Raw genomic sequence first — 21,131 nt, forward strand, 5'->3', positions numbered from 1 at the left:
TCGTGCCCTTATGCCGCGTCGCGCTGGCCGCCGCTGCGGTAGTTGTCCACAGCCTCGACCAGTGCCTGGAGAATTGCCGAACTGTCGCCAATCACCGACAGATCGGCCCGTTTGATCATGTCGCAACCCGGGTCCATGTTGATCGCCACCACTTTGTCGCAGGCGCCGATACCCTGCAGGTGCTGGATGGCGCCAGAGATACCCACCGCCACATAAACCCGCGCCGTGACCCAGGTACCGGTAGCCCCCACCTGGCGGTTGCGCGGCATGAAGCCGTCGTCCACCGCCACCCGCGAGGCGCCTTCGGTGGCACCGAGTGCCGCCGTGGCCTTGTGGTACAGGTCCCAGTCCTTGACGCCGTTGCCGCCCGAAACGATGAACTCCGCCTCGGCCATGGCGATGGTGGCCGGGTCGACCGCCACCGAGCCCAGGTCCTCGATACGCGACAGGCTGCGCACCACGCCTGTGGACAACTCCACCGGCAGCGCTTCGTGACGGGTTTCGCTGACCGGCTCGGCGCATTCCGCCGCCGCCAGGATCAAGCGCGGCACTGCACGCTGCAGGTCTTGCTGGCCGGCACCGGCGCGGCCGATGCACTGGCCATCCTTGACCTGCCACACCCGCGTCGCCGGGCGCTCGCCCAGGGCAGCGCCCAGGCGCCTGCCCAGCTCACCGCCACCGGTGCGGCTGTCGGGCAGCAGCCAGTGGCGCGGTGTGAACTGGTTATCCACAGCCCGCAAGCCTTGCACCAGTTGCTCTGGCGCGTAGCCTTCGAAAGCTTCGCCCTCGATGACCAGCAAGCGGTCGACACCGGCGTTGGCGAAGTTACTTTCCTTGTGCTCGCCAAACACGATCGCCAGCACCGCGCCGTCGCTGCCTGCCAGGCTGTGGGCCAGGCCGAGCAAGTCGCGGTCGTGGCTGCCGAGGCGGCCGCCGACCATGTCCGGCACCACGGCGATGTAGTACGCCGGCGCCGGCACCTGGTGCAGCGGCAGTTTCACTTCAGCCGCCGCCGTGCGCCGCCCGCCCACACCGGTGCCCTGCTGGGCGCCGCTGCGGTCGATACGCTTGATGCCAGCGGGGCCGATAAAGCCTGCGGCAATCGCGTGGGGGTTCTTGCGGATGACACCGTTTGGCCCCATCCAAGTGGTTTGTTGCGTCTGCATCGCCGCGTGCAGCGGATGCAGACGGTTACGGGCGATCCACTCGGCGCGTGGGTCGCGGCGGATGATGTCGCTCATCAGTGCACCTCCGCAGGTTCACGTTTGGCCGCTGGCGACTTGGCGTTCGCAGGGGCTTCGTCTTCGATCAGTACATCCGCTACCAACTCGGCCAGGTCCTTGATCTGTGGGCGCGGTTCGACCACACCTTCGAGCATGGCAGTGCACTGTGGGCAACCGACTGCCACCAGCTCGGCCTCGGTCTCACGGATGTCGTCCATGCGCATGTCGGGGATACGTTGCTTGCCCGGGATGTCGGTGATCGGCGCACCGCCGCCACCGCCGCAGCAACGGGAACGGAAGCCCGACCGCTGCATCTCGCGCACTTCGATGCCGAGCGCCTTGAGCACATCGCGCGGCGCCTCGTACTCGCCGTTGTAACGGCCCAGGTAGCACGGGTCGTGATAGGTCACGCTGCCGCCCTTGTGCTGGCCGAGGTTGAGCTTGTTGGCCGCGATCAGTTCGGCGATGTAGGTGCTGTGGTGCTGCACCTGGTACTCGCCGCCCAAGGCACCGTACTCGTTCTTCAGCACATGGAAGCTGTGCGGGTCGCAGGTGACGATGCGCTGGAAGCGGTACTTGGCCAGGGTCTGGATGTTGCGTTTGGCCAGTTGCTGGAAGGTCGCTTCATCGCCCAGGCGCCGCGCCACGTCACCGCTGTCGCGTTCTTCCAGGCCAAGCACGGCAAAGTCCACGCCCGAGGCCTTGAGCACTTTGACGAAGGCGCGCAGGGTGCGTTGGTTGCGCATGTCGAAGGCACCATCACCGACCCAGAACAGCACCTCGGTGGTGTTCACCTCCGACAGCAGTTTCAGGTTGAGGTCGGCCGCCCAGTTCATCCGCCCGCCAGGGGCGAAGCCGCCAGGGTTGTCGGTGGCGATCAGGTTGTCCAGCACCTCGGCGCCCTTGTTCGGGGTCGCGCCTTTTTCCAGGGTGAGGTGACGGCGCATGTCGACGATGGCATCGACGTGCTCGATCATCATCGGGCACTCCTCGACGCAGGCGCGGCAGGTGGTGCACGACCACAAGGTCTCGGCGTCGACCAGGCCGTTGACGATCGGCTGGTGCGGGTGGCCGCCATGCTCGCCAATAGGTTTGCCCGGGTAAGGGCTACCGGCAAACTTGGCGTCCGTGCCACCGGCCAGGCCGATGACCATGTCCTGGATGAGTTTTTTCGGGTTCAGCGGCTGGCCTGCGGCGTAGGCCGGGCACATGGCTTCACATTTACCGCACTGCACACAGGCATCGAAACCGAGCAGCTGGTTCCAGGTGAAGTCCACCGGTTTTTCCACACCCAGCGGTGCGTTCGGGTCTTCCAGGTCCAGCGGCTTGAGGCCGGTGGAGCGGCCGCCGCCGAAGCGCTCGGCACGGCGGTGCCAGGCCAGGTGCAGGGCACCGGCGAAGGCGTGTTTCATCGGGCCGCCCCAGGTCATGCCGAAGAACAGCTCCGACACGCCCCACAGCACACCCAGGCCCAGTACGCCGACCATCACCCAGCCACCGGTGTTGGCGGGCAGGATGCCGGCCACCGGCAAGGTGGCGACGAAGAAGCTCGCGGCGAACACCAACAGGCTTTTCGGCAGCCGCATCCACGGGCCCTTGGACAGGCGCGAAGGCGGGTTGAGGCGGCGTTTGAAGACAAACAACGCGCCTGTGAACATGATCACCGTCGCCACCAGCAAGGCGTAGCCGAGGATCTTGCTCTGCAGGCCGAAGCCGTGCACCAGGATCGCCAAGGCAGCCGACAGCACGAAGCCGCCCGCCGTGGCCACGTGGGTCTTGGACATGTACTTGTCGCGCTCGACCACGTGGTGCAGGTCCACCAGGTAGCGTCGCGGCATGGCCAGCAGGCCGCCGATCAGGTTGACCTTGGACGGCCGGCCACGCCGCCACATGCGCATACGGCGCAGGGCGCCGAGCACCGCCAGGCCAAGGGCAGCGAACAGCAGAATGGGTAGAAGGGTGTTCAACATGGGAGGCTCCCACAAACAGCTGAATTCTTGCGCCCCTCTCAAAGGTGGGCGCGGACCCCTGTAGGAGCGGCCTTGCGTCGCGAAAGGGCTGCGCAGCGGCCCCGGCAATGTGTAGCACTGCTAAATGCCAGGGCCGCTACGCGACCCTTTCGCGACGCAAGGCCGCTCCTACAGGGGGGCCAGTCCCGCCCCTACAGAGGCGGTGCGATCAGAAGTCCTTGCACAGGCGCAAGGCGTCGTAGATCGCCGCATGCACGTTGCGCTGGGCCACGCAGTCGCCGATGCGGTACAGCAGGTAGCCCTCGCCCGGCTGGCTGAGGATCGGCTGCGGCTTGATGGCGAACAGCGCCTCCACATCGATCTGGCCCTTGTTGCGCGAGCCTTCCTTCAGCGCGTAGTACAGTTCTTCATCAGGCCGCACGCCGTTCTCGATCACTACCTGGTCGACCACGCGCTCTTCCTTGGCACCGGTGTACTCGTTCTCCAGCACCGCCACCAGCTTGTCGCCTTCGCGGTAGACCTTTTCCAGCATCATGTCGCCGGTCATGATCACTTCTTTCGGGTACATGCTGCGGTAGTAGGTCGGGAAGGTCGTACCACCCATGGCCACACCCGGCTTGATGTCGTCGGTGACGATCTCGACCTGGCTGCCTTTGTCGGCAATGTAGTCCGCCGCCGACATGCCGGTGAACTCACAGATGGTGTCGTACACCAGCACGTTCTTGCCCGGCGCAACCTTGCCGTCGAGCACGTCCCAGCTGCTGACCACCAGCCCTTCGGCAGCGCCCCAGTGTTCGTTCTGCTCGACGAAAGGATGGCCGCCCACCGCCAGCACGATCACGTCCGGGCGCAGGTCCTGGATGGCGTCCACGCTGGCTGCGGTGCCCAGGCGCAGGTCGACCTTCAGCCGCGCCAGCTCTAGTTGGTACCAGCGGGTGATACCGGCGATCTGGTCACGTTGCGGTGCCTTGGCAGCAATGGTGATCTGCCCGCCGATCTGGTCTTTCTTCTCGAACAGGGTCACATCATGGCCACGCTCGGCAGCCACGCGGGCGGCTTCCATGCCGGCCGGGCCGGCGCCAACCACCACCACCTTGCGTTTGACGCCGGTGGTCTTCTCGATGATGTGCGGCACACCCATGTACTCACGGGAGGTCGCGGCGTTCTGGATGCACAGTACATCCAGGCCCTGGTACTGGCGGTCGATGCAGTAGTTGGCACCGACGCACTGTTTGATCTGGTCGATCTGGCCCATCTTGATCTTGGCGATCAGGTGCGGGTCGGCCATGTGCGCACGGGTCATGCCGACCATGTCCACGTAGCCGCCTTCGAGGATGCGCGTGGCCTGGTTCGGGTCCTTGATATTCTGCGCGTGCAGCACCGGGACCTTGACCACTTCCTTGATGCCGGCCGCCAGGTGCAGGAACGGCTCCGGCGGGTAGCTCATGTTAGGGATGACGTTGGCCAGGGTGTTGTGGGTGTCGCAACCCGAGCCGACCACGCCGATGAAGTCGAGCATGCCGGTGCCATCGTAGTAGGCGGCGATCTGCTTCATGTCCTCGTGGCTGAGGCCATCGGGGTGGAACTCGTCACCACACAGGCGCATGCCCACGCAGAAGTCGTCACCGACCTCGGCGCGCACGGCCTTGAGCACTTCAAGGCCGAATTTCATGCGGCCTTCGAAGGTACCGCCCCATTCGTCGGTACGCTTGTTGACCCGCGGGCTCCAGAACTGGTCGATCATGTGCTGGTGCACGGCCGACAGTTCGACGCCGTCCAGGCCGCCCTCTTTGGCACGCCGCGCAGCCTGCGCGTAGTTGCCGATGACGCGCCAGATCTCTTCCACCTCGATGGTCTTGCAGGTGGCGCGGTGCACCGGTTCACGGATACCCGACGGCGACATCAGGGTGGGCCAGTTGAAGCCGTCCCAGCGCGAGCGACGGCCCATGTGGGTAATCTGGATCATGATCTTGGCGCCATGCTTGTGCATGGCGTCGGCCAGGTTCTGGAAGTGCGGGATGATGCGGTCGGTCGACAGGTTGACCGACGCCCACCACTCCTGCGGGCTGTCGATGGCGACGACGGACGAGCCGCCGCAGATCGCCAGGCCGATGCCGCCCTTGGCCTTCTCTTCGTAATACTTCACATAGCGGTCGGTCGTCATGCCGCCGTCAGTGGCGTAGACCTCGGCGTGCGCGGTGCTGAGCACGCGGTTGCGGATGGTCAGTTTGCCGATCTGGATCGGCTGGAACATTGCTTCGAATGCCATGACGCTATCTCCGGCTTACAACGGCTTTGTAACGAACAGGCCATCTTCGTGGCCTTCTTCCGACCCGCCGTAGACCTGTTCGGCCACGGTGCGGATCTTGCTGCCGCGGGCAGCGAGAATCTGGTCCATTGCGCCGGCGAACCAGCCGGTGAACATGTAGTCGACCTTGCGGCCAACCTTGCCGTACACGTACACGAACGCCGAGTGCTTGAGCTTGACGCTGCAGGTGCCTTTGTCCAGGTCGATGTCCTGGATCTCGAACAGGCCCCAGCCACGCTGGGACAGCCGCTTCATGTAATGCTCGAACACCGCCACGCCTTCCAGGCCATGGCATTCGGCTTCTTTCTCGCACCAGTGCCAGGCGGACTTGTAGCCGGCCTTGTAGAGGATCTCGGCATAGGCGTCAGCGCCCAGCACTTCCTCGATGCCGATGTGGTTGTTGACGAAGAAATGGCGTGGCACGTACAGCATCGGCAAGGCGTCGCTGGTCCATACACCGGTCTCGGTGTCGACTTCGATTGGCAATTGCGGGGCGATCTTGGCCATGGAAACTCAACTCCATAAAATTTTTATTGGGATGCCCCGGCGTTGCTGGCAGGGGCTTTCAGGCTTGGAGAGCGGCTTACTCGCCCCAGACATCCTTGAGGACGTTTACCCAGTTCTCGCCCATGATCTTGCGCACCACACGCTCGGAGTGGCCGCGCTTGAGCAAGGTCTCGGTGAGGTTGGGGAACTCCCCGACGGTGCGAATGCCCAGCGGGTTGATGATCTTGCCGAAATTGGTCAGGCGACGGGCATAGCCCTTGTCGTGGGTCAGGTACTCGAAGAAGTCCTGGCCGTGGCCCTGGGTGAAGTCGGTGCCGATGCCGATGGCGTCTTCACCGACGATGTTCATGGTGTATTCGATGGCTTCGGCGTAGTCGTCGATGGTCGAATCGATGCCCTTGGCCAGGAACGGCGCGAACATGGTCACGCCGACGAAACCGCCGTGGTCGGCGATGAACTTCAGCTCTTCGTCCGACTTGTTGCGCGGGTGTTCTTTCAGGCCCGACGGCAGGCAATGGGAGTAGCAGACCGGCTTCTTCGATTCGAGGATGACCTCTTCGGAGGTCTTGGAGCCTACGTGGGACAGGTCGCACATGATGCCGACGCGGTTCATCTCGGCGACGATCTCGCGGCCGAAGCCCGACAGGCCACCGTCACGCTCGTAGCAACCGGTACCCACCAGGTTCTGGGTGTTGTAGCACATCTGCACGATGCCCACGCCCAGTTGCTTGAACACGTCCACGTAGGCGATCTGGTCTTCGAACGCGTGGGCGTTCTGGAAGCCGAAGAGGATGCCGGTCTTGCCCAGCTCTTTAGCCTTGCGGATGTCGGCGGTGGTGCGCACCGGCATGACCAGGTCACCGTTGTCGCGGATCAGCTTCTGGCTGGCGGCGATCTGGTCGACAGTGGCCTTGAAGCCTTCCCAGACCGACACCGTGCAGTTGGCCGCAGTCAGCCCGCCTTTGCGCATGTCCTCGAACAGTTCGCGATTCCATTTGGCAATGATCAGACCGTCGATGACGATGCTGTCGGCGTGAAGTTCTGCTGGGCTCATCAGGCTGTCCCCTTTTATTGACTGGGTTCTTGAGTGGTCCGCGCCTGAAGCATGTGCCGGCGCTTTGGGGCCAGCATATGCCTGCGGCCCGAGGCGCCCCGATGCAAAAACGACAGGGGGTTTGCCGAAAGCGTCAATGCGCGACAACAGGCGCTCTGCGGCGCTGTCTGGCGATGAGAGACAGTCTCGATAACGACATGTTCGAGGCTTTCATGAACATTTCGTCAGGGAGCTACCACGTCGCCTTCGGCTGAGCGAGAATCCCTGCGATTCGTCAGCCTGTTGAGGAGAAAAGGATGAAATCAATGGCATGGCTGGTACTGCTGGCCGTCGTTTCGGGCGCCCAGGCCGGTGAGGAAGAGAGCACCCCCTGCGACAACGTCGAGACCGACCAGCAGAGCTACGCGTGTGCGGCGTTCAACAAGCAGACCGCCGAGCGTGAGCTGAGGTCGGCTTACGATGACCTGACCCAGCGCATTCGCGACCAGTATGCCGACGAAGCCGACCAGGCCACCGCCTTGGTCGGGCGCATGGCGGCGGCAGAAACGCTGTGGGCACAGCTGCGCGATGCCGATTGCAAGGTCGAGACCTATGCCGAAAAGCCTGGCAGCAAAGCGTTCGAGGCAGCGTGGAATACCTGCGTGGCGCAGCGCAGTGATGACCGGTCGGAGTATTTGCAGTCCATTGGCCAGCAGTAAACCTGCACCGGCCTCATCTCGGGGCAAGCCCGCTCCCACAGGAGCTACGCGTCCCTTGGGACCATACCTATCCGTGGGAGCAGGCTTGCCCCGCGAAAAGGCCGGTATGACAACCCTCAAACCGCCCGGGCCAACCGATCCTCCCGCGGGCAGCGCTGGTACCGCGCGCGGTAACAGCGGGTAAAGTACGACGCCGACTCGAACCCGCACGCCACCCCCACCTCCAGCACGCTCATGTCGGTCTGGCGCAACAGCTGCCGCGCCTTGTCCAGCCGCAAGCGCAGGTAAAAGCCACTGGGCGTGTCATCCAGGTGCAGGCGAAACAGCCGCTCCAACTGGCGCCGCGTCACCTGCACGGTATCGGCCAGCAGTTGGGTATTGAGCGGCTGCTCGGTGTTGCGCTCCATCTCGCCGATCACCTTCACCAGCTTCTTGTTGCTGATGCCATAACGGCTGGCGATCTGCATGCGCTGGTGGTCCTGTCGCGGGCGGATACGCCCGAGCACGAACTGCTCCGACACCTGCACCGCCAACTCACTGCCGTGTGCCTGCCCAATCAGGTCGAGCATCAGGTCGATCGAGGCAGTGCCGCCGGCACAGGTGATACGCCGCCGGTCGATCTCGAACAGCTCCTGGGTCGCCTGCAGGCTCGGGTAGCGCTCCTTGAAGGCTTCCAGCGCCTCCCAGTGCACCGTGGCCCGGTGGCCGTCGAGCAGGCCGGCCTCGGCCAGCACCACCGCACCGGTATCGATACCGCCGAGGATGACCCCCTCGTGATCCAGACGGCGTAGCGCCTGCTGCAGTGGCGGGCCGAAGCAGGCCAACGGCTCGAAACCGGCGACGATCAGCACAATGGCGCCCGCCTCACCAGCGCCCAGCGCCGCATCGGCGTTCACCGACATCCCATTGCTGGCCTGCACCGCCCCACCGTCCAGGCTGAGCACGCACCAGCGATACAACGGGCCGCGAAAGCGGTTGGCCACGCGCAGCGGCTCCAGGGCACTGATGAAGCCCATCGCCGAGAACCCCGGCAGCAGCAGGAAGTGAACGGTATCCGCCATCGAATGCTCCACAAGAGAGGTGGTCGCCAGGGTGCAAGTGTTGGTCGCCAGGGTGCGATTTTCCACCCCGCGAGCGGCGTAGTTTAAGCAAACGGTCCGCAGAGGCCGCCCACCATAACAATATGCACTGCCGATGGAGAGCCACCATGCACAGCTTGATCCGCCGCAGCCTGTTGACCCTTGCCGTGAGCAGCATCGCCTCTACCCCGCTTTTTGCCGCCGAGCCCGCCGCCTGCCAGAACGTGCGCCTGGGCGTGGTCAACTGGACCGACGTCATCGCCACCAGCGCCATGGCCCAGGTGCTGCTCGACGGCCTGGGTTACCAGACCAAGCAGACCAGCGCATCGCAGCAGATCATCTTTGCCGGTATCCGCGACAAACGCCTGGATATGTTCCTGGGTTACTGGAACCCGATCATGACCCAGACCATCACCCCGTTCATCGACGCCAAGCAGGTGAAGGTGCTCGACAAGCCGAGCCTGGAAGATGCCCGGGCAACCCTGGCAGTGCCCAAATACCTGGCAGACAAGGGTTTGAAGACCTTCGCCGACATCCACAAGTACGAAAAGGAGCTGGGTGGAAAAATCTACGGCATCGAGCCGGGCTCGGGCGCCAATACCCAGATCAAGGCGATGATCGCCAAGAACCAGTTCGGCCTGGGCAAGTTCCAGCTGGTCGAGTCCAGCGAAGCCGGCATGCTCGCTGCGGTCGACCGCGCCGTGCGGCGCAAGGAGGCGGTGGTGTTTTTCGGCTGGGCGCCGCACCCGATGAACGTGAATATCGACATGGCCTACCTGGGTGAGAGCCAAGGCGCCCTCGGCCCTGACGAAGGCCGGGCCACGGTGTGGACGGTGACCGCGCCGGACTACGCCGAGCGCTGCCCCAACGCCCACCGCCTGCTGGCCAACCTGACGTTCAGCGCCGAGGACGAGAGCCGCATGATGCAACCGCTGCTCGACCACAAGGATGCACTGGCGTCGGCCCGCCAGTGGCTCAAGGACCACCCTGAAGACAAGGCCCGCTGGCTTGAGGGTGTGACCACCTTCGACGGCAAGCCGGCGGCGGACAACCTCAAGCTTACTGCCAACTGACAGGCCCATTCGCGGGGCAAGCCCGCTCCCACAGGATGTCCACTGAATCAGGGCCGCGCGCCTCCTGTGGGAGCGGGCTTGCCCCGCGAAAAAGCCAACACCGATCTCATAAGGAACCGCCATGAACCACGACGTCATCATCACCTGCGCCCTCACCGGCGCCGGCGACACCGCCTCGAAAAGCCACTTGGTCCCGGTCACCCCCAAACAGATCGCCGAGTCCGCCGTAGAAGCCGCAAAAGCCGGCGCCACCGTGGTCCACTGCCACGTCCGCGACCCGCAAACCGGTCGCTTCAGCCGCGACGTGAACCTCTACCGCGAAGTCATGGAACGCATCCGCGAAGCCGACGTGGACATCATCGTCAACCTCACCGCCGGCATGGGCGGCGACCTGGAAATCGGCCCGGGCGAATCGCCCATGGAATTTGGCCCTGGCACCGATCTGATCGGCCCGCTGGAACGCCTGGCCCATGTCGAAGCCCTGCTGCCGGAAATCTGCACGCTCGACTGCGGCACGCTCAACTTCGGCGATGGCAATTCCATTTATGTTTCCACCCCTGCGCAGCTGCGCGCTGGGGCCAAGCGCATTACCGAACTGGGCGTGAAGGCCGAACTGGAAATCTTCGACACCGGCCACCTGTGGTTCGCCAAGCAGATGATCAAGGAAGGCTTGCTCGAAGACCCGTTGTTCCAGCTGTGCCTGGGCATCCCGTGGGGTGCACCGGCAGACACCACGACCATGAAGGCCATGGTCGACAACCTGCCCGCCAACGTCACTTGGGCCGGCTTCGGCATCGGCCGCATGCAGATGCCGATGGCGGCCCAGGCCGTGCTGCTCGGCGGCAACGTGCGCGTTGGGCTGGAAGACAACCTGTACCTGGACCGCGGCGTACTGGCCAGCAACGGCCAACTGGTCGAGCGCGCGGTGGAGATCATCTCCCGCCTCGGCGCCCGTGTCCTGACCCCGGCCGAGGGCCGGGCAAAAATGAACCTCGAACGCCGCTGACCCCCTCTGGAGACCGATATGCCATTCATCACCAAGATCAACACCTTCGCCGCCCTGGGCAGTGGCGTGATCGGCAGCGGCTGGGTTGCCCGCGCCCTCGCCCACGGGCTCGATGTGGTCGCCTGGGACCCGGCACCGGGCGCCGAACAGGCCCTGCGCCAACGCATCGCCAACGCCTGGCCGGCGCTGGAAAAACAAGGCCTGGCACCGGGTGCATCGCAAGATCGATTGAAGTTCGTCAGCACCATCGAGGCGTGCGTGCGCGATGCCGATTTCATCCAGGAAAGCGCCCCAGAACGCCTGGACCTCAAGCTCGACCTGCACGCCAAGATCAGCGCGGCGGCCAAGCCGAACGCGATCATCGGCTCCAGTACTTCGGGGCTGCTGCCCAGCGAATTCTATGAGTCCTCGACCCACCCCGAACGTTGCGTGGTCGGCCACCCGTTCAACCCGGTGTACCTGCTGCCATTGGTAGAAATCGTCGGTGGCCGCGACACCGCGCCAGAGGCGATCGAGGCAGCGAAAACCATCTACACCGCCCTGGGCATGCGCCCGCTGCATGTGCGCAAGGAAGTGCCCGGCTTTATCGCCGACCGCCTGCTCGAAGCGCTGTGGCGCGAGGCGCTGCACCTGGTCAACGACGGCGTGGCGACCACCGGCGAGATCGACGATGCCATCCGCTTTGGCGCCGGCCTGCGCTGGTCGTTCATGGGCACCTTCCTCACCTACACCCTGGCCGGTGGCGACGCCGGCATGCGTCACTTCATGGCCCAGTTCGGCCCCGCCCTGCAACTGCCGTGGACCTACCTGCCGGCACCGGAGCTGACCGACAAACTGATCGACGATGTAGTGGACGGTACCTCGGAGCAGTTAGGCGAGCGCAGCATCGCCGCGCTGGAGCGCTATCGTGATGACACCCTGCTGGCGGTGCTGGAGGCAGTGAAGACCAGCAAGGCCGCACATGGCATGGCCTTTGGCGATTGAGGAGCAAGCAATGCCCGCACTGATCACCTACCGCACCCCAGTCCAGGAGGACTGGGTCGATTACAACGGGCACCTGCGCGATGCCTATTACCTGTTGATCTTCAGCTATGCCACCGATGCGCTGATGGAGCGTATTGGCCTGGACGCCGATGCGCGAGACCAAAGTGGGCATTCATTGTTCACCCTCGAAGCGCACATCAATTACCTGCATGAGGTAAAGCTCGGCAGCGAAGTGTGGGTGCAGACGCAGATCATCGGCTTCGATAAAAAGCGCCTGCACCTCTATCACAGCCTGCATCGCTCAGGGTTCGACGAGGCGCTGGCAGCCAGCGAACAGATGCTGCTGCACGTGGACTTGGCCGGGCCGAAATCCGCACCCTTTACAGAACTCAGCATTAGCTTGCTGCAGACGCTGGACGCGCAACAGCAGGATCTCCCCGCAGCCGAGTTCGCGGGCCGTATCATGCGCTTGCCAGGCAACCCACTTACTGCAGCTCCACCTGCTTGATCTGCCGGGTCAGGCTATTTCGATGCGGTTTCATCTCCATACCGGCAGGCAGGTCGATGGCGGCCGCCGACACTCCGTAGATATTGAAGTCGCCTGCGTAGGTATGGCTGATGTAGGTATGGCGAGCGAAAGTGTTGCCTAAGTAAAGGGTTTTTTGCGGGCCCATGTTCTCAATGCGTGCCGACCAGACCTTGTGATTCCAGCTTGCCCCACAGACGTTCTCTATCAAGGTAACCCGTGACGCGCACGGCGTTTGCTGGCGGGTAGAAGTTCTCGACAACCTCTCTGCGCTCGTTGAAGCGACGGGCGACATCATGGTTTGCCGCTGTTCCCAGAGGAATGCCCTGATAGGTCAAGCGTGGGTTGGAGTGATAGGCAATACGCGGGCAGGAGCCACCCGAACAGTCATAGGACATTTGCGTACGAAAGCGCGGCGTGCCGGTGTACCGGTAGCCGTACATGTAGGGCGGAGCACCTGCACTGTCACCCTCTTCCCAGTTGTGCGTAGCGCCCAAATTGTGTCCCATTTCATGCGCCAATGAGCCTAGGCAGGAAACAAGCGAATGGGCGTTAGCCTTGAATGCCGGCCGCCACGCCACACCACACACCGACGATACAGTGGAATATTGGACAACCAGATCCGCCCCCAACCTTTCCCGCTCGCTCAGCACCCGGTCAGAATAGGGCTTGGCGGTACGGATATCCCCCAACTGCTGAGTATGGGTTCTCCCGGCCTCGTCGTAGTCGCCATCGTAGTAGCCCGCCAACTGATACGTGATCTGCACGTCACTGTTTTTCATGTATTGATTGGCATTGTTCAGCGCTTGGGCCAATTCAGCTTTGTAGTTGGGGTTTCTGGCCCGCCTCTGATTGGTCGTGAGGAACAGCACTCGAATCGTGCTGTGTGCTGATTGTGCAACCCTGCCTGCGGTGTTATCGCGGGCTGACGCCTTGGAGTCCACCAAGGGTTCCGCCTCAGGCGGCAGTTTGGTCTCATCTACTTGTATCAGTGCATGCAGCCCAGGGCTGATAGAAGTGAGCCGATAGCGCTTGCCTTCAACCACCACGTCCCCCACCAGCTTATCGCCCTCACGCACGAGCGACAGGTAGTAGAACGGATCATTGTCGATCTCGGATGCCGCAGTCGGATGCGCCTGCTTCCACGCCGACGGTTTGTATCCCACCCAGCCATCGATCCCTGGCGTGATGGTGGTGAAGTCGCGCAAGTTGAACTGTGCCTTCTTTCCATCAGGCAGGCTGACCGCCAGTACTTTTGTCTCTTTACTCACCAGCGCCGTATCGGCCTTTACCAAGGTGATTTCAGCATTCGCAGTGTCAGCCAAAAGCGTGGCCAAGGCACCCGTGGCGGTGCTCTGCAACGTCTTGCGGTCCTGGGTGGGTTCAAGGGTGAACAGCTGAGGAGCTGCGCTGATGGGTGCATTGAACGTCGGTTTCGATGCGGAACACCCCCACACCACAAACAACGCTGAAGCTACCAGACACGTTTTCCAGATCGCCTTTTTCATATTTTCCGCTCCTGTGCAAGCCCATCCGCCACAGCAGAGCAAAACGACAAGGTCTTCGTCATCTGGCAGAAATGTCAGGTGTATGGATGAACAGGGGCAAGAAACGGATTAAAAAACAAAAAAATAACCCCGGAAAGCCGTGAGCATCCGGGGCCAAGAGCGAGCAACATCCACTGTGAACGAGCGAGGGTGACCAAACCCTCCGTTGCGGTAGATGGCTTGAGTGTGCGCACTTCATGGCGGGGAGATTTAGCCGTAAACGACCTGTTCTTAGCCAAAGCAGTCATGCCGACATTCTGTGGTTGCGGCCCTGTCGCAGGGGACACAGAATCGGTCGTAAATCACAGCAGCACTCTCTTAGCGATAAAAGGGACAACAGCCATGATGCATGCGGATTTGATTGATCAGGACGACCTCGCCGGCCACTTGCGCGCGCGCGGTTTCGAGATTCCCGCCGGGGCCAGTGCCGAGCAGGCTTGCGAGGCGGTGGTGCGCGGTTTGACCGAGCCTAATGCACGGGCGCTGAAGGGCATGGTCGAGCAGATGTATACCGGGAGCGCGACGATCCTGCCGGCGGTGCGCCAGGCGATCGATAAACAGCTATTGCCAGCCTTGGCGAGCTTCAACAACCGGGGCTGAAACATCACTTTGCAGGGTCTCTACCGGCCCCTTCGCGGCGATTCGACGCGAAGGGGCCGGTGCCGTATCAGAGCCTTACACTGGCAAACGTCGACTCGTTGCGCGCCTGGCTCAAAGCCGCCAACGGGCCGCTATGCGGTGCCAAGGTCAAGGCCTGCGGGATCGGCATCATCGCTACCTGCTGGGCCGTGTTGGAGCCCACGCGCTCATCACGCGGCGGGATGCCAAAGTACTCGCGGTAGCACTTGGAGAAGTGCGGCGTGGAGACAAAGCCGCACACCGAAGCCACTTCGATGATCGACATCGGCGTCTGCTTGAGCAACTGCCGTGCGCGGATCAGGCGCAGCTTCAGGTAGTAGCGCGACGGCGAGCAGTGCAGGTACTTCTGGAACAGCCGCTCGAGCTGGCGCCGCGACACCGCCACATACACCGCCAATTCGTCGAGGTCGATCGGCTCCTCGAGGTTGGCCTCCATCAGCGCGACGATTTCCTGCAGCTTCGGCTGGTTGGTGCCGAGCATGTGCTTGAGCGGCACACGCTGGTGATCCTGCTCGTTGCGAATGCGCTCGTAGACGAACATCTCGGAAATCGCCGCCGACAGCTCACGGCCGTGATCGCGGCTGATCAGGTGCAGCATCATGTCCAGCGGCGCGGTGCCGCCAGAGCTGGTGAAGCGGTTACGGTCGAGGGTGAACAAACGGGTGCTCATGTTCACCCGCGGGTAGGCCTCCTGCATGGCCGCCAGGCATTCCCAGTGCACGCTGCAATCGAAACCGTCGAGCAGCCCGGCGCAGGCCAGTGCCCAACTGCCGGTGCACACGGCGCCCAGGCGACGCGACTGACGGGCCTGCGCCTGTAGCCAGGTGACGTGTTCACGGGTGACGGTGCGCTGGATGCCGACGCCACCGCAGACGATCACCGTGTCGATTGGCGGTGCGCTGTGCATGGCCGCATCGGGGGTGATCTGCAGGCCATCGCTGGCCCAGACCTGGCCGCCATCGACGGTCAGGGTGTGCCAGCGGTAAAGCTCGCGGCCAGAAAGCTGGTTGGCCATGCGCAGCGGCTCGACGGCCGATGCCAGGGAAATGAGGGTGAAGTTGTCCAGTAGAAGAAACCCGATGGACTGGGGGGCTGTGCGGTTCTGGGTTGGGGTCCCGGAGGTGTACGACGTCATCGCGATTTCTCCTCACACAAATGCAGGGTGTGCCTCAGGCGGGCACTGATTTCTTGTTATGGCCCCTGTTTCGTGTTGCAGGGGCTTGTAACCAAACACAACGCAAACGCCGTGCCGGAACTTGAACGGCTATCCGAAAAAACCTGAAAACGACGCCTTCATCAGGCAAATCAGGCCCTTCGATCACGCCGGTCAAACTTCCAGAACCGGCGTACTAGGCGTGCTACGTGTAACTGCTGAGCACTTTGGTGACAGATGCCCCGGGGGTTGCCCAGAAACGACACTCTTAAGTGTCACCGACAATGCCCACACTCATCGCGACATCTGACGGCCGGTCATACACAAACGCCCCATAACGGGGCGTCGTGCTGCCATCAGAGCGAGATTAGCGCATCAGCATTCGATCGCGCTGACGGCCAGGCCGCCACGCGAAGTCTCTTTGTACTTGTCGTGCATGTCGGCGCCCGTATCGCGCATGGTGCGGATCACCTGGTCGAGCGAAATGAAGTGTTCGCCGTCGCCGCGCAGGGCCATCTGCACCGCGTTGATTGCCTTCACCGCAGCAATCGCGTTGCGCTCGATGCACGGCACCTGCACCAGGCCACCGACCGGGTCGCAGGTCAGCCCAAGGTTGTGTTCCAGGGCGATTTCGGCGGCGTTTTCCAGTTGTGCCGGCGTGGCCCCCAACACTTGGGCAAGGCCTGCAGCAGCCATGGCGCACGCCGAACCGACCTCGCCCTGGCAGCCGACTTCGGCACCGGAAATCGAAGCGTTCTTCTTGCACAGGATGCCCACCGCTGCGGCCCCGAGGAAGAAGTCGGTCACACTCGACTCATCCACCGCATCACTGAAGCGCATGTAGTAGTGCAACACTGCCGGGATGATGCCGGCCGCCCCGTTGGTAGGCGCGGTGACCATGCGCCCGCCGGCGGCGTTCTCTTCGTTGACCGCCAGGGCGAACAGGTTGACCCACTCCATGGCGCTCAGCGTCGAGCCGATTACATTCGGTTTGCCGACCTCCTGCAAACTGCGGTGCAGCTTGGCGGCGCGGCGGCGTACGTTGAGGCCACCGGGCAGCGTGCCTTCGTACTTCAAGCCGTTGCTGACGCAGTCCTGCATGGCTTGCCAGAGCGTGCGCAGGCCGGCGTGGATCTCTGCCTCGGTGCGCCAGACCTTCTCGTTGGCCATCATCAATTGCGACACGCTGAGGTCGTTTTGCTTGCACAGCCGCAGCAGCTCGTCGGCGCTGTTGAAATCGTAAGGCAACACCGTCTGGTCGGCATCCAGCACGCCACTGGCGGCCTGGGCGGCATCCACCACGAAACCGCCACCTACCGAGTAGTAGGTGTCACGGTGCAGCTCGCCCTGCGCGCCCTCGGCGACCAGGGTCATGGCATTGGGGTGGTACGGCAGGTTCTCGTCCAGCAGCAGCATGTCGCGGGCCCAGACGAACTCGATGGGCAGCCGGCCGTCCAGCAGCAGGATGTTGGTTTCGCGCAGGTCGGCAATGCGTGGGACGATCTGGGTCGGGTCGATGGCGTCAGGCCAGTCGCCCATCAGGCCCATGATGGTGGCGTTGTCGGTGCCGTGGCCGATGCCGGTGGCCGAGAGTGAACCGTAGAGCCGCACCTCGATGCGCTTGACCTGTTCCAGTTCGCCGCGCTCACGCAGCCCCTGGACAAACAGAGCGCCAGCACGCATGGGGCCGACGGTGTGGGAGCTGGAAGGCCCGACACCGATCTTGAACAGGTCGAACACGCTGATGGCCATTGTCGAATCACCTCTTGCTGGGCTTGTCTCTGCGCGCCATGCGCAGGGCGGGGCAACTGCTAGGCTGAAGCTGCGAGCCGCCATGAATGCACGCATCATCGGGCTTTTGCCTACCCCCTCGCCGTCTGCAACCGACGTACTTTTGTCCAGCTGCGCCGCGCTGTTTTTACCTGAGGTGCTGCCACCATTACGCCGCTTTCCAGTGGCCGGGTGACGCAAAAACGCGGCCGAGGGGGTGGAAAAATCCATATGCGACATCGCCCGTACTGGATACGACCCGTTGCGTACTGGATACGACCCCACCAGTAGGCGATTGCCCGGCGCTGGAGGATTATCGAAAGCGACTCGTAAAGCACGGCCACGCAACCTGCCCTCTGCAGGCCTGGTCGACCGGACCTTCAGAAAGCCCGGCGACCCATGCGAACCCGAAGACAAAATCTCAGGAGTCCATCCATGAAAGGTTCACCCTCGCTGTTGCTGGTTGCGTTGTTGTCCGCACCGATACTGGCCCAGGCCGCCGAGCCTGAGCAGTGCCAGACGGTACGTTTTTCCGATGTCGGCTGGACCGACATCACCGTGACGACAGCCACCACAAGCGTTGTGCTCGAAGCCCTGGGTTACAAGACCCACACCACCATGATCTCGGTACCGGTGACCTACAAGTCGCTGGCCACCGGCAAGGACCTGGACGTGTTTCTCGGCAACTGGATGCCGACCATGGAGAACGACATCAAGCAGTACCGCGACGCCGGCACCGTCGAGACCGTGCGCGCCAACCTGGAAAACGCCAAGTACACCCTGGCCGTACCCCAGGCGCTGTACGACAAGGGCCTGAAGGATTTTGCCGACATCCCCAAGTTCAAGCAGGAACTGGACGGCAAGATCTACGGCATCGAACCGGGCAACGACGGCAACCGCACCATCCAGAGCATGATCGACAAGAACGCCTTCGGCCTGAAGGACGCCGGTTTCAAGATCGTGCAATCCAGCGAAGCAGGCATGCTGTCGCAGGTTGACCGGGCGCAGAAACGTGGCGAGTCGTTGGTGTTCCTGGGCTGGGAACCGCACCCGATGAACACCCGCTTCAAGATGCAGTACCTGACCGGCGGGGACGACTACTTTGGCCCCGATTTCGGCAAGGCAACCGTATTGACCAACACCCGCAAGGGCTACGTGCAGGAATGCAGCAACGTTGGCCAACTGCTCAAGAACCTGTCGTTCGAGCTCAAGGATGAAAGCACCATGATGGGCTATGTCCTGGACGACAAGATGAAACCCGAAGCAGCCGCCAAGAAGTGGCTCAAAGACAACCCCGGCAAGCTGGATACCTGGCTGGCCGGCGTGACCACCGTTGATGGCAAACCCGGCCTTGAGGCGGCCAAGGCCAAGCTCGCGCAATAACGAACCACGCAATAGCGCTACCTCGGGGCGGGACCGTGCCCGCCCCGGACTGATTTCAATCTTTGCAGGTGGAAGCTCGCTATCATGCTTATCGATCAGAAAATACCCCTGGGCCAGTACATCGCGTCGTTCGTCGAATGGCTGACCCAGAATGGCGCCGATTATTTCGACGCCATCGCGCAAGGCCTGGAGTTCATGATTCATGGCGTCACCAGCGCCCTGACCTGGTTCAACCCATTCGTCCTCATCGCCCTGTTCGCCGCCCTGGCGCACCTCATCCAGCGCAAGTGGGCGCTGACCGCATTCGTCGCCCTGTCGTTCCTGCTGATCCTCAACCTGGGCTACTGGCAGGAGACCATGGAAACCCTGGCGCAGGTGACATTCGCCACGGTGGTCTGCGTGGCCTTCGGTGTGCCGCTGGGCATCCTCGCCGCGCATAAACCGATGTTCTATACCGCCATGCGCCCGGTGCTCGACCTGATGCAGACGGTGCCAACCTTCGTTTACCTGATCCCGACCCTGACCCTGTTCGGCCTGGGCGTGGTCCCGGGGCTGATCTCGACGGTGGTGTTCGCCATTGCCGCGCCGATTCGCCTCACCTACCTGGGCATCTGCGATGTGCCACAAGAGCTGCTCGACGCCGGCAAGGCCTTTGGCTGCTCGCGTCGCCAGCTGCTGACCCGCATCGAACTGCCGCACGCGATGCCGAGCATCGCCGCCGGTGTGACCCAGTGCATCATGCTGTCGCTGTCGATGGTGGTGATCGCGGCCCTGGTGGGCGCCGATGGCCTGGGCAAACCTGTGGTCAACGCACTGAACACCGCCGATATCTCCCTGGGCTTCGAAGCGGGCCTGGCGATCGTGCTGCTGGCGATCATGCTCGACCGTATCTGCAAGCAACCGGAAGTCACGGTAAGGGGTGAAGCATGAGCATCATTCGTTTCGAAGACGTCGACGTCATCTTCTCCAATAAACCGCGCGAGGCACTTTCGCTGCTCGACCAGGGCAAGACCCGTGAGCAGATCCTCAAGCAGACCGGCCTGGTGGTGGGTGTCGAAAAAGCCAACCTGGACATCGAGAAAGGCGAGATCTGCGTGCTCATGGGCTTGTCCGGTTCGGGCAAGTCGAGCCTGCTGCGCTGCATCAACGGCCTGAACACCGTCAGCCGCGGCAAGCTGTTCGTCGAGCATGAAGGCAAGCACATCGACATTGCCCACTGCACCCCGGCAGAGCTGAAGATGATGCGCACCAAGCGCATCGCCATGGTGTTCCAGAAGTTCGCCCTGATGCCCTGGCTGACCGTGCGCGAGAACATCAGCTTTGGCCTGGAGATGCAGGGCCGCCCAGAGAAGGAGCGGCGCAAGCTGGTTGACGAGAAGCTCGAACTGGTGGGCCTGACCCAATGGCGCAACAAGAAGCCCGATGAGCTGTCGGGTGGCATGCAGCAGCGTGTGGGCCTGGCCCGGGCGCTGGCGATGGATGCCGACATCCTGCTGATGGACGAACCGTTCTCGGCGCTCGACCCGCTGATCCGCCAGGGCCTGCAGGACGAACTGCTGGAGCTGCAACGCAAGCTGAACAAGACCATCGTGTTCGTCAGCCACGACCTGGACGAAGCGCTGAAACTGGGCAGCCGTATCGCGATCATGAAGGACGGCCGGATCATCCAGTACAGCAAGCCCGAGGAGATCGTGCTCAACCCCGCGGACGACTATGTGCGCACCTTCGTTGCCCACACCAACCCGCTCAACGTGCTGTGCGGGCGCAGCCTGATGCGCAGCCTGGACAACTGCAAACGGGTCAATGGGTCGGTGTGCCTGGACCCGGGTATCGACTCATGGCTGGACATTGGCGAAGGCGGCTTGCTCAAACGTGCACGCCAAGGCCAGAACGGCCTGGATATGCAGAATTGGGCGCCAGGGCAGAATGTAGAACTGCTGGAGCGCAGGCCTACGGTGGTGCACGCCGATATCGGCATGCGTGAGGCGCTGCAGATTCGTTATCAGACGGGCAACAAGCTGGTGCTGCAGGATAACGACAAGGTGGTGGGGATTCTTGGGGATACCGAGCTTTATCACGCGTTGTTGGGCAAGAACCACGGGTGATGCTGTTGGGGCCGCTGTGCGGCCCTTTCGCGACGCAAGGCCGCGCCTACAGGGACTGCGCTGCTCATGAACCTGTGGGAGCGGGCTTGCCCCGCGAATGGGCTGC

Annotated in this window: 19 protein-coding genes; 9 read left to right on the forward strand and 10 right to left on the reverse strand. The window is 62.9% G+C overall.

Annotated elements, in window-relative coordinates; all coding sequences use genetic code 11:
- Positions 1-8 precede the first annotated feature (8 nt).
- The 5 genes from etfA to PC358_RS24855 all read right to left on the reverse strand — a co-directional run bounded on the left by etfA (position 9) and on the right by PC358_RS24855 (position 7,062).
- Entirely contained in the window at positions 9-1,241 is a 1,233-nt protein-coding gene (gene etfA, locus PC358_RS24835) for an electron transfer flavoprotein subunit alpha (RefSeq protein WP_033703157.1), read from the reverse strand.
- The gene (gene dgcB, locus PC358_RS24840) at positions 1,241-3,193 is read right to left on the reverse strand and encodes a dimethylglycine demethylation protein DgcB (protein ID WP_033703158.1); all 1,953 of its coding nucleotides are present in this window, start codon (positions 3,191-3,193) and stop codon (positions 1,241-1,243) included. The genes etfA and dgcB overlap by 1 nt, the downstream gene beginning before the upstream one ends.
- 208 nt (positions 3,194-3,401) lie before the next feature.
- The gene (gene dgcA / locus PC358_RS24845; protein ID WP_033703159.1) at positions 3,402-5,462 is read right to left on the reverse strand and encodes a dimethylglycine demethylation protein DgcA; all 2,061 of its coding nucleotides are present in this window, start codon (positions 5,460-5,462) and stop codon (positions 3,402-3,404) included.
- 15 nt (positions 5,463-5,477) lie between these two features.
- On the reverse strand, positions 5,478-6,008 hold the full coding sequence (locus PC358_RS24850) for a DUF5943 domain-containing protein (RefSeq protein WP_033703161.1): 531 nt from the start codon (positions 6,006-6,008) through the stop codon (positions 5,478-5,480).
- A 76-nt stretch (positions 6,009-6,084) separates the two neighbouring features.
- Entirely contained in the window at positions 6,085-7,062 is a 978-nt protein-coding gene (locus tag PC358_RS24855) for a dipeptidase (protein ID WP_033703163.1), read from the reverse strand.
- A 296-nt stretch (positions 7,063-7,358) separates the two neighbouring features.
- Here PC358_RS24855 and PC358_RS24860 point away from each other — a divergent pair, with 296 nt between their 5' ends.
- Positions 7,359-7,760, forward strand: a complete 402-nt coding sequence (locus tag PC358_RS24860; RefSeq protein WP_033703164.1) for a lysozyme inhibitor LprI family protein — start codon at positions 7,359-7,361, stop codon at positions 7,758-7,760.
- 116 nt (positions 7,761-7,876) lie between these two features.
- Here the strand turns inward: PC358_RS24860 and PC358_RS24865 are convergent, their stop codons facing one another.
- Positions 7,877-8,821 (reverse strand): GlxA family transcriptional regulator, encoded by a 945-nt coding sequence (locus tag PC358_RS24865; RefSeq protein WP_033703165.1) that lies wholly within the window; start codon positions 8,819-8,821, stop codon positions 7,877-7,879.
- A 146-nt stretch (positions 8,822-8,967) separates the two neighbouring features.
- Here PC358_RS24865 and choX point away from each other — a divergent pair, with 146 nt between their 5' ends.
- From choX to PC358_RS24885, 4 genes are all read left to right on the forward strand, one after another.
- On the forward strand, positions 8,968-9,912 hold the full coding sequence (gene choX / locus PC358_RS24870) for a choline ABC transporter substrate-binding protein (protein ID WP_033703167.1): 945 nt from the start codon (positions 8,968-8,970) through the stop codon (positions 9,910-9,912).
- Between the two features lie 121 nt (positions 9,913-10,033).
- A complete protein-coding gene (gene cdhC / locus PC358_RS24875; RefSeq protein ID WP_033703168.1) occupies positions 10,034-10,918 on the forward strand; it encodes a 3-dehydrocarnitine:acetyl-CoA trimethylamine transferase CdhC in 885 nt (294 codons plus the stop codon).
- An 18-nt stretch (positions 10,919-10,936) separates the two neighbouring features.
- A complete protein-coding gene (locus PC358_RS24880; protein ID WP_033703169.1) occupies positions 10,937-11,902 on the forward strand; it encodes an L-carnitine dehydrogenase in 966 nt (321 codons plus the stop codon).
- A 10-nt stretch (positions 11,903-11,912) separates the two neighbouring features.
- Positions 11,913-12,410, forward strand: coding sequence for a thioesterase family protein (locus PC358_RS24885; RefSeq protein ID WP_033703170.1), 498 nt, complete (start codon positions 11,913-11,915; stop codon positions 12,408-12,410).
- Here the strand turns inward: PC358_RS24885 and PC358_RS24890 are convergent.
- Together PC358_RS24890 and PC358_RS24895 are read right to left on the reverse strand one after the other, a co-directional pair.
- Complete coding sequence (locus tag PC358_RS24890) at positions 12,388-12,576, reverse strand: hypothetical protein (RefSeq protein ID WP_033703172.1); 189 nt, start codon at positions 12,574-12,576, stop codon at positions 12,388-12,390. The genes PC358_RS24885 and PC358_RS24890 overlap by 23 nt on opposite strands.
- A gap of 4 nt (positions 12,577-12,580) precedes the next feature.
- On the reverse strand, positions 12,581-13,936 hold the full coding sequence (locus PC358_RS24895) for a zinc-dependent metalloprotease family protein (RefSeq protein WP_050506182.1): 1,356 nt from the start codon (positions 13,934-13,936) through the stop codon (positions 12,581-12,583).
- A gap of 381 nt (positions 13,937-14,317) precedes the next feature.
- On the opposite strand from PC358_RS24895, the gene PC358_RS27615 reads away from it, so the two are divergent.
- On the forward strand, positions 14,318-14,575 hold the full coding sequence (locus PC358_RS27615) for a hypothetical protein (RefSeq protein WP_033703173.1): 258 nt from the start codon (positions 14,318-14,320) through the stop codon (positions 14,573-14,575).
- Positions 14,576-14,642: 67 nt separating this feature from the next.
- Here the strand turns inward: PC358_RS27615 and gbdR are convergent, their stop codons facing one another.
- Both gbdR and PC358_RS24910 read right to left on the reverse strand, forming a co-directional pair.
- Positions 14,643-15,749 (reverse strand): choline metabolism transcriptional regulator GbdR, encoded by a 1,107-nt coding sequence (gbdR, locus tag PC358_RS24905; protein ID WP_033703174.1) that lies wholly within the window; start codon positions 15,747-15,749, stop codon positions 14,643-14,645.
- Between the two features lie 393 nt (positions 15,750-16,142).
- Positions 16,143-17,519 (reverse strand): L-serine ammonia-lyase, encoded by a 1,377-nt coding sequence (locus PC358_RS24910; RefSeq protein WP_033703175.1) that lies wholly within the window; start codon positions 17,517-17,519, stop codon positions 16,143-16,145.
- A 453-nt stretch (positions 17,520-17,972) separates the two neighbouring features.
- On the opposite strand from PC358_RS24910, the gene PC358_RS24915 reads away from it, so the two are divergent.
- From PC358_RS24915 to choV, 3 genes are all read left to right on the forward strand, one after another.
- On the forward strand, positions 17,973-18,920 hold the full coding sequence (locus PC358_RS24915; RefSeq protein ID WP_033703176.1) for a choline ABC transporter substrate-binding protein: 948 nt from the start codon (positions 17,973-17,975) through the stop codon (positions 18,918-18,920).
- 81 nt (positions 18,921-19,001) lie between these two features.
- On the forward strand, positions 19,002-19,850 hold the full coding sequence (choW, locus tag PC358_RS24920) for a choline ABC transporter permease subunit (protein WP_177326490.1): 849 nt from the start codon (positions 19,002-19,004) through the stop codon (positions 19,848-19,850).
- Positions 19,847-21,025 (forward strand): choline ABC transporter ATP-binding protein, encoded by a 1,179-nt coding sequence (choV, locus tag PC358_RS24925; protein WP_033703178.1) that lies wholly within the window; start codon positions 19,847-19,849, stop codon positions 21,023-21,025. Before choW ends, choV begins: the two co-directional genes overlap by 4 nt.
- Positions 21,026-21,131: the final 106 nt, after the last annotated feature.

The sequence above is a fragment of the Pseudomonas capeferrum genome, assembly GCF_000731675.1.
GTDB lineage: Bacteria > Pseudomonadota > Gammaproteobacteria > Pseudomonadales > Pseudomonadaceae > Aquipseudomonas > Aquipseudomonas capeferrum.

Coding starts and splice junctions, on each gene's coding strand:
- etfA (WP_033703157.1), bottom strand. CDS start 1,241: ATGAGCGACATCATCCGCCGCGACCCACGCGCCGAGTGGATCGCCCGT.
- dgcB (WP_033703158.1), bottom strand. CDS start 3,193: ATGTTGAACACCCTTCTACCCATTCTGCTGTTCGCTGCCCTTGGCCTG.
- dgcA (WP_033703159.1), bottom strand. CDS start 5,462: ATGGCATTCGAAGCAATGTTCCAGCCGATCCAGATCGGCAAACTGACC.
- PC358_RS24850 (WP_033703161.1), bottom strand. CDS start 6,008: ATGGCCAAGATCGCCCCGCAATTGCCAATCGAAGTCGACACCGAGACC.
- PC358_RS24855 (WP_033703163.1), bottom strand. CDS start 7,062: ATGAGCCCAGCAGAACTTCACGCCGACAGCATCGTCATCGACGGTCTG.
- PC358_RS24860 (WP_033703164.1), top strand. CDS start 7,359: ATGAAATCAATGGCATGGCTGGTACTGCTGGCCGTCGTTTCGGGCGCC.
- PC358_RS24865 (WP_033703165.1), bottom strand. CDS start 8,821: ATGGCGGATACCGTTCACTTCCTGCTGCTGCCGGGGTTCTCGGCGATG.
- choX (WP_033703167.1), top strand. CDS start 8,968: ATGCACAGCTTGATCCGCCGCAGCCTGTTGACCCTTGCCGTGAGCAGC.
- cdhC (WP_033703168.1), top strand. CDS start 10,034: ATGAACCACGACGTCATCATCACCTGCGCCCTCACCGGCGCCGGCGAC.
- PC358_RS24880 (WP_033703169.1), top strand. CDS start 10,937: ATGCCATTCATCACCAAGATCAACACCTTCGCCGCCCTGGGCAGTGGC.
- PC358_RS24885 (WP_033703170.1), top strand. CDS start 11,913: ATGCCCGCACTGATCACCTACCGCACCCCAGTCCAGGAGGACTGGGTC.
- PC358_RS24890 (WP_033703172.1), bottom strand. CDS start 12,576: ATGGGCCCGCAAAAAACCCTTTACTTAGGCAACACTTTCGCTCGCCAT.
- PC358_RS24895 (WP_050506182.1), bottom strand. CDS start 13,936: ATGAAAAAGGCGATCTGGAAAACGTGTCTGGTAGCTTCAGCGTTGTTT.
- PC358_RS27615 (WP_033703173.1), top strand. CDS start 14,318: ATGATGCATGCGGATTTGATTGATCAGGACGACCTCGCCGGCCACTTG.
- gbdR (WP_033703174.1), bottom strand. CDS start 15,749: ATGACGTCGTACACCTCCGGGACCCCAACCCAGAACCGCACAGCCCCC.
- PC358_RS24910 (WP_033703175.1), bottom strand. CDS start 17,519: ATGGCCATCAGCGTGTTCGACCTGTTCAAGATCGGTGTCGGGCCTTCC.
- PC358_RS24915 (WP_033703176.1), top strand. CDS start 17,973: ATGAAAGGTTCACCCTCGCTGTTGCTGGTTGCGTTGTTGTCCGCACCG.
- choV (WP_033703178.1), top strand. CDS start 19,847: ATGAGCATCATTCGTTTCGAAGACGTCGACGTCATCTTCTCCAATAAA.